Source organism: Winogradskyella sp. (assembly GCF_025210595.1).
Classification (GTDB): Bacteria; Bacteroidota; Bacteroidia; order Flavobacteriales; family Flavobacteriaceae; genus Winogradskyella.
This window is the reverse complement of the sequence record NZ_JAOARH010000089.1, coordinates 1-7,110: the sequence shown is the minus strand read 5'-3', so window position 1 is coordinate 7,110 and position 7,110 is coordinate 1. Positions and strand designations below refer to the sequence as shown.

The following is a 7,110-nucleotide window of genomic DNA, read 5'->3' as shown; positions in this document are numbered from 1 at the left end:
GATTATGGCAGAATTTGAAGCAGAAGATTTTATACTGAATAAAAAAAGAGGTCATCTTTCAGATAGTTTATATTATATCATAAACTCTAAAGGGTATTATATTCTTAATTTAAATAGCTTAAAATTGCTTCGTAGACCATTTAAGAATCAATTGGGCTTTGATAAGGTTAAACATGCAAGGATTAATAAAGTTAATGATGAATTTCAGATTTCGGGAGAAGGATTTGTTGGTTATTTGGACGAAAAATTTAATGTTAAAAGTCCTTTTTTCTTTCCAGAGACCTTTAATGCACATTTTGGACTTATAGATAAATCAAAGAACATTTGGTGTGCTACTTTCAATAATGGAGTTTTTAAAATTCCATATAATAAAAGAGATGCTAAATATTCATTTTTAGGTCAAAAAGTACAGTCTTTAGATATCATTGATAAAGAATTGTATGTTAGTGTCTATGATGATGGATTCTATAAATATGACTCAGAGAATTTGAATTATGATTCGATATTAAAATTAAAAGGGTACAAGTATAGAACACAATATGTTGAAGTTTTAAATACAATTTATTATTTATCTCAAGGTAATGCATATTCAGAAATAAATGGAAAACCTTTGCTTAGATACGATTATACAAATACCAATTCAAATAATAATGATAAAGCACGAAAACTAATATATCATGATAATAAATTGTATGGTTTATTTGCCTTTGGATTGTATCATATAGATGAAGAAAACTTTGATATTAAAAATGAATTTCCGCAAAAAGGAACCAATGATGTACTGTCTTTTAATGATAAATTGTTTATAGCAACAACTAATGGCTTAAAGGTTTTTGAAAATGGAGAATTTGTATCTAAAAATTATAATGAGCTTCTTAATAAGTCAGTTTTAAATCTTGAGCAGCTTTCCAACTCTCAGTATTTAATTAATACAGATGGATTTGGATCTTATATTGCAACGAATACTGAACTAAAACCATTAAAAGGTACAGAATATTTAAGTGTACAAGATGCATTTATTGAAGCTGATGCAATTTGGTTAGCAACTAATAAAGGTGTTTTATATTATGAGAAAACTGATAAAGATTATGTTTTAAAATCAATAATAAATACAAAGAATGGGTTACCAATAAATAACGTCAATACTATTGCGGTTTTTGATGATAAACTGTTTGTAGCTACAGATAATGGATTAGTAAGTTTACCTAAAAATAAGGAATATCAATCTTCGTTTTTAGATATTTATTTAGACGAGGTTTTGTATAATTCTGAAACGCTTTCTGAAGGTTCAATCAAAATGTATGAATCTGATAATAGCATAAATATTTCAATTTCTACAATTGATTTTTCAGAAAATAATAATGAAACGTTTGATTATAAATTGTTGCCAAATCATAAAGATTGGAAAACGGCTTTAACATCAACCGTAAATTTTAATGATTTAGAACCTAATGACTATGAATTTGTAGTTTCAAAAAATGGTATTGAAAAATCATTTATGTTCACTATTAAGCCTTTGTGGTGGCAAACTTTAGGATTTAGAATTGGAGCAGGATTTTTAATTTCTGTACTTATATTATCTAGTGTTTGGTTGTTGAGTAAGCGTATTCAAAAACGAAAAGATTTAAAGCTTATACAAGAAAAACAATTATCCGAAATTCAACTTAGAGCCTTACGTTCTCAGATGAATCCACACTTTGTGTTTAATTCCTTAGCGGCTATTCAGTATTATATTAATGATAATGATTATGAGGCTTCAGAGCGTTATTTGGTCAAATTTTCAAAGCTTATTCGGCAATTTTTTGAACTCTCAAAAGAGAATGAAATTACTTTAAAGGAAGAAATTAAATTGCTAAATAGTTATTTAGAAATTGAAAAATTAAGGTTTAGAGAAAAGTTGGATTTTCAAATTAAAGTAGACGAAGATCTTAATCTAAATCAGACTAAAATTCCAACCATGTTATTGCAGCCTATTGTTGAAAATGCAGTAAATCATGGTGTGTTTAATAAGATAGATAATGGACTAGTTGTGCTTGATTTTCAGTATAAAGATGAAAATACTTTTGTTGTAAACGTTAGTGATGATGGTGTAGGTTTTGAAAATACCAATTCCAAACCAAAACAACATACTTCTTCAAATGTTATAGAAGATAGATTGAAATTCTTGAATCAAACTCAAAATTGGAAAATTGCATTTGAAAATAAGGTGTTACATATGGAAGCAAAGGATAAAGGAAATCAAGCTATATTTACTATAACGAAATTGAATTAATGAAGACAATCAAAGCGATACTTGTAGATGATGAAATTTCTAACTTAAAGGGGTTAGAAAAGAAATTAAATAAGTTATTTCCACAACTAGAGATAGCTAGTAAGTTTCAGATTCCTGAAGAGGCTATTTCAAGCATCGAAAGTGAAGCGCCAGAGCTATTGTTTTTGGATATTGAAATGCCTAGAATGAATGGTTTTGAGTTGTTGTCGAAGTTAAGAGTTGTCAACTTTCAAGTTATTTTTGTGACAGCTTATAGCGAATATGCCATTGAAGCCTTTAAGAAATCTGCTGTAGATTATATATTAAAACCTATTGATAATGACGACTTAAAAGAAGCTGTAAATAAAGCTTTAAAAAACATTTCTTTAGAGCTCAATCAAGATTCTAATGCTAAATTAGTTGAATTACTATCTGAAAATATTTTTAAGAAAAATAAAGTCATTGTACCAACAGCAAAAGGTGTGTCATTCATACCAGAAGAGGAAGTCATGCACTTAGAAGGTTATGAAGGTTATACAAGGATTCATCTCATAGATAAGATCACATTAACAAGCTCTTATAATTTAGGAAAATTCGAAAAATTGCTGAGTTCAAAATTCTTCAAATGTCATAAGTCTCATATCGTTAACTTAGAGCGTGTACGTCATTTTGAAAATGAAGGATACATTGTCTTGGATTCCGATTATAGAGTGCCAATTTCTAAAACTAATAGAAAAGCATTCTTGGAGTTATTTAGCTAATATGTCTCAAGTGATATTAAGAGTGTGATTAGAAAAATGATGAATTAAGATTTCAATATTTGGATTCTTAAAGCTTTTTTGAGCATAGGAAATACCAATTTCTCTAAAGTATTTAGGGCCATTATAAGGTTTGATTTTAAAGCCAGCCCAACCGCTAACAAAAAACTCAGGTAAAAAACTAATGCCTAATCCAGACATCAGTAAAGTCAATACTTCATTTTTATTTTGGCAATTCGCAACAGTATTCCAAGTTTCGCCAGAGTTATTTAAAATTGATAAGCTTTGTTGGTGAGCTTCACAAGGAGGACAGTGAATAAAGGGTTCGCCACTTAAGTCTGAAATTTCAATACATTCTTTTTGAGAAAGTGGATGATGCTCTGGAATACAGAGGACATAGTCTTCTTTTATAAGTGGTAAAAAAAGATGCTCTTCAAATTTCCATTCTCTAATTAATAGATTCAAATCACAATCGCGTCCAATAGGTCTAATGTCCCATTCGATGTTGTTTAGGAGTTGAGATGCTTCAGTGAAAAACGCATTTTTAAAACTTTGAGGTAGGCTATCTGCAATTCCTATGATAATTTTTTGTTTAAAATTTTGAGCTTCAAACATTTTAGGAATAGCATTTAATTCACCTAAAATCCGTTTAGCAATAGGGTATAAATAATGCGCATCTTCCTTAATATCTACACCACGTTTATGTCTAATGAATAATTCTTTTCCAACAATGTCTTCCAATTGTTTTAGTCCATTCGAAATGTTTGGTTGAGATACAAAACACTTTTCTGCTGCTCGAGAAAGGTTTTTTTCTTCGTAAACCGCAACAAAAAATCGTAACAATCTTTCATCCATAAGTATTTGTTATAATAGGTATGAGAAAATAGTATTTTAAAGCAACAAATATACGAAGTACCTTTGTAGAGTCTTCAATATTGAAGCTTAATGTTTTAAATGCTTATTATAATGAAAACTAATAATAAACTTATAGTCATCACTGGAGCAAGTTCAGGATTTGGTTTAGAAATGGCAAAAGCATTTGCTAAAGAAGGTTATCCATTGCTTTTATTAGCACGAAGAATTGAAAAGATGGAAGCTTTGGAGTTGCCAAATACAATGTGTAGAAAAGTAGATGTTATCAATAAAGAAAGTTTTGAAGCTGCAGTAAGAGAGGCAGAAGAAGTTTACGGTAAAACAGATTTAATGATTAATAACGCTGGAGTAATGCTCTTAGGAGATATTGCTACTCAAGATGCTCAAGAATGGAAAACGATGTTGGATGTTAATGTTATGGGTGTGATGAATGGGATGCAAATCGTTATGAATGATATGAAAGAAAGACGAAGCGGAACCATCATTAATGTGTCATCTATAGCAGGAGTTCAACCTTTTGGTAACCATGGTGCGTATTGTGCAAGTAAGTTTGGTGTTACAGGTTTAACACGAGTTGCTCGTGGAGAAATGTCGCCTTACAATGTTCGTGTGTTGTCTATAATGCCTGGAGCAGTAACTACAGAACTTTTAGGACATACAACAAATCAAAATATTATTGATGGTTATAACGAATGGAAAACATCTGTAGGTGCGGTGAGCATTACAGCTGCTGATGTTGCGCAAACTATTAAATATGCTTACGAGCTTCCACAAGGCGTGTCTTTAAGAGAAATCATTATAACGGATACAATGCAAGACGCTTAAAACTTAAAGAAGAAACTATTTGAAAAAATAAGTTGCTTTGTCAAATTGAGCTTGTTGAAATTTTAGATTATTGATCTTTAAAAATGATTTCGACAAGCTCAGTCTGACAATTTTTAGTTTTTGTATTAATTTTATTTTCCACCCAGATGTTCACAATCTTTAAGCGATTGCATACCTGAAAAAGGAACAGGAGCTTTAATGTATTTATAAGTGCGATCAAGTTCCTTGCTTAGATTATGATCATCTACATTAACCTCAATATCACTCATTTTAAATTGACAAGGATGCTCATAACCAGCAGCATGTGTGATTTCAACCAGTTCTTTCTTAAAAGTTTTAAAATACTGAGCTAAACGTTCCGATTTTAAAGGTACATTGATTCCGTTTTGCTTCCATTTACTTTGAGTTGCAATTCCTGCAGGACAACGATTGGTATGGCATATTTGTGCTTGGATACAACCAATACTCATCATTGCTTCACGTGCTACGTTAATACAGTCAACTCCCATAGCGAAAGCCATTGCAGCTTTTGCTGGAAAGCCTAACTTTCCACTTCCAATAAAGACTATACGTTCAGCGAGACCATTTTCTTTGAATAGTTTGTACAGATCTGCAAAACCATAGACCCAAGGTAAAGACACATGGTCTGCAAAACTAGGAGGTGCAGCACCAGTTCCACCTTCACCACCATCTACAGTAATAAAATCAGGACCTTTTCCTGTAGATTTCATGATCTCTGCAAGTTCTTTCCATTGGTCTAGTTTTCCAATGGCAGCTTTTATTCCAACAGGTAATCCTGTTTCTTCAGCAATGGCTTCAATAAAATCTACCATTTCTTTGATATTAGAAAATGCAGAATGGTTAGGAGGAGAGAGGACATCTTTTCCAACTTCTACACCACGAATTTCTGCAATTTGTTTTGTGATTTTCTTTCCAGGTAAAACGCCACCTTTTCCCGGTTTCGCACCTTGAGATAATTTGACTTCAATTGCTCTGATAAATGGATTTTGTTCTACTAAAGCTTTCATCTTTTCCATAGAAAAGTTTCCATCTTCACCACGGACACCAAAATAACCCGTTCCAAAGTGAAATACCACATCACCACCATTACTGTGATAAGGAGATAAACCTCCTTCACCAGTATTATGATAAGCATCTGCAATTTCTACACCTTTATTTAAAGACTCAATAGCTTTAGCAGATAAGGATCCAAAACTCATTGCAGACACATTGATTACTGATGCAGGACGATAAGGACGTTTTCTTTTGTTGTATTCGCCAATAACTTTAGCACATGGTAAAAAGGTTTTATCAATCGAATTGGGATGATTGTCAGCAAGTTTATAGGGTAGCATTGCATTATTTATAAAAATATGCTGATGTGTGTATATGTCTCTATCAGTACCAAAACCTTCGTAGTTGTTTTCTTTTTTAGCGGAAGCATAAATCCAACCACGCTCTATACGATTAAAAGGTAATTCTTCTCTATTGTTAGCTACAAAATATTGACGCATTTCTGGACCAATACTTTCTAATAGGTAACGTAAATGACCAACAATAGGAAAGTTGTGACTAATCGTATGCTTTTTCTGAAAAAAAACATCTCTAATAGCAACTAAAGCTAAGGCAATTAATAGCCACATCCACCAAGGTGTGCTACTAAAAAACTCTAATATGGAATCCATAAATAAATTCTAATAATTTTAATCTAAGATATTGAAAATCTCTATAAATAATTAGTAAATATAATATGTCTTTTGTTATGTATAAATGGAATAAATATGATAATAGAAAAGGTGTAGTATGAGTGAAAAAAAGTTTTAATTTATGATTTAATAAACTTTAAAGAGTTGTATTTCTCCACTTTTAAAAAGTATAATCCGTTTTTAAGCTCTGAAATATTTATAACTTCATTAGGTGAAATAGTTCCTTTTAATACTTCTGCACCAAGAATATTATAAATTCTATATTCTTTGAGGCTTTTTAATTGCTTTAGTTTTATAAAATCTGAAGCAGGATTTGGGTAGATATCTATACCTGCTTCGTATGTTGACTCATTTACATTTAATAGCATAGAGCAATCTGTTGGTGTAGAAGAGCCATTGGCAATTGCATGATTGTAGACGTTTTCACCATTTTGAGCACTGCAGGTAAGGTAAAGATGTGGGTCTGAAAAAATTAGTTCATAATTTGGTTTTAATGGATGGGAAGAGCTTCCAACACCTTCAATCCAAGTTTCGCTATTGGCGGCAAAAGTGCCAATAAAATGAACCAAATGTATACGTTTTCTAACGCCATTAATAACATTTATGTCAGTTACTGAAGTTACGGTGTAAGTTTTATCATCTCCTAATACAATTTCATCTGAAACATTTAAATTAAAATCATATAATAGCTCATCAG

6 protein-coding genes are annotated in these 7,110 nt (G+C 31.2%); 3 read left to right on the top strand and 3 right to left on the bottom strand.

The window, feature by feature from the left end; translation table 11 throughout:
• The coding region (locus N4A42_RS09465; RefSeq protein ID WP_294073265.1) for a histidine kinase at positions 1-2,272 on the top strand (2,272 nt) is incomplete at its 5' end.
• On the top strand, positions 2,272-3,012 hold the full coding sequence (locus N4A42_RS09460; protein ID WP_294073263.1) for a LytTR family DNA-binding domain-containing protein: 741 nt from the start codon (positions 2,272-2,274) through the stop codon (positions 3,010-3,012). The genes N4A42_RS09465 and N4A42_RS09460, both read left to right, overlap by 1 nt.
• Positions 3,013-3,018: 6 nt before the next feature.
• On the opposite strand, the gene N4A42_RS09455 is transcribed toward N4A42_RS09460, so the two are convergent.
• Positions 3,019-3,864 carry a LysR family transcriptional regulator gene (locus tag N4A42_RS09455; protein ID WP_294073261.1) on the bottom strand — a complete coding sequence of 282 codons (846 nt, stop codon included), beginning with the start codon at positions 3,862-3,864 and terminating at the stop codon, positions 3,019-3,021.
• A 111-nt stretch (positions 3,865-3,975) separates the two neighbouring features.
• Here N4A42_RS09455 and N4A42_RS09450 point away from each other — a divergent pair, with 111 nt between their 5' ends.
• Positions 3,976-4,707 carry an SDR family oxidoreductase gene (locus N4A42_RS09450; protein WP_294073259.1) on the top strand — a complete coding sequence of 244 codons (732 nt, stop codon included), beginning with the start codon at positions 3,976-3,978 and terminating at the stop codon, positions 4,705-4,707.
• Between the two features lie 131 nt (positions 4,708-4,838).
• Here the strand turns inward: N4A42_RS09450 and N4A42_RS09445 are convergent, their stop codons facing one another.
• Positions 4,839-6,392 (bottom strand): FMN-binding glutamate synthase family protein, encoded by a 1,554-nt coding sequence (locus N4A42_RS09445; RefSeq protein ID WP_294073257.1) that lies wholly within the window; start codon positions 6,390-6,392, stop codon positions 4,839-4,841.
• A 140-nt stretch (positions 6,393-6,532) separates the two neighbouring features.
• A partial coding sequence (locus N4A42_RS09440; protein ID WP_294073255.1) for a T9SS type A sorting domain-containing protein occupies positions 6,533-7,110 on the bottom strand: 578 nt, incomplete at its 5' end.

What these genes read in the sequence shown, in the direction of transcription:
- N4A42_RS09450 (WP_294073259.1), top strand. Translation starts at nt 3,976, where the DNA reads ATGAAAACTAATAATAAACTTATAGTCATCACTGGAGCAAGTTCAGGA.
- N4A42_RS09455 (WP_294073261.1), bottom strand. Translation starts at nt 3,864, where the DNA reads ATGGATGAAAGATTGTTACGATTTTTTGTTGCGGTTTACGAAGAAAAA.
- N4A42_RS09445 (WP_294073257.1), bottom strand. Translation starts at nt 6,392, where the DNA reads ATGGATTCCATATTAGAGTTTTTTAGTAGCACACCTTGGTGGATGTGG.
- N4A42_RS09460 (WP_294073263.1), top strand. Translation starts at nt 2,272, where the DNA reads ATGAAGACAATCAAAGCGATACTTGTAGATGATGAAATTTCTAACTTA.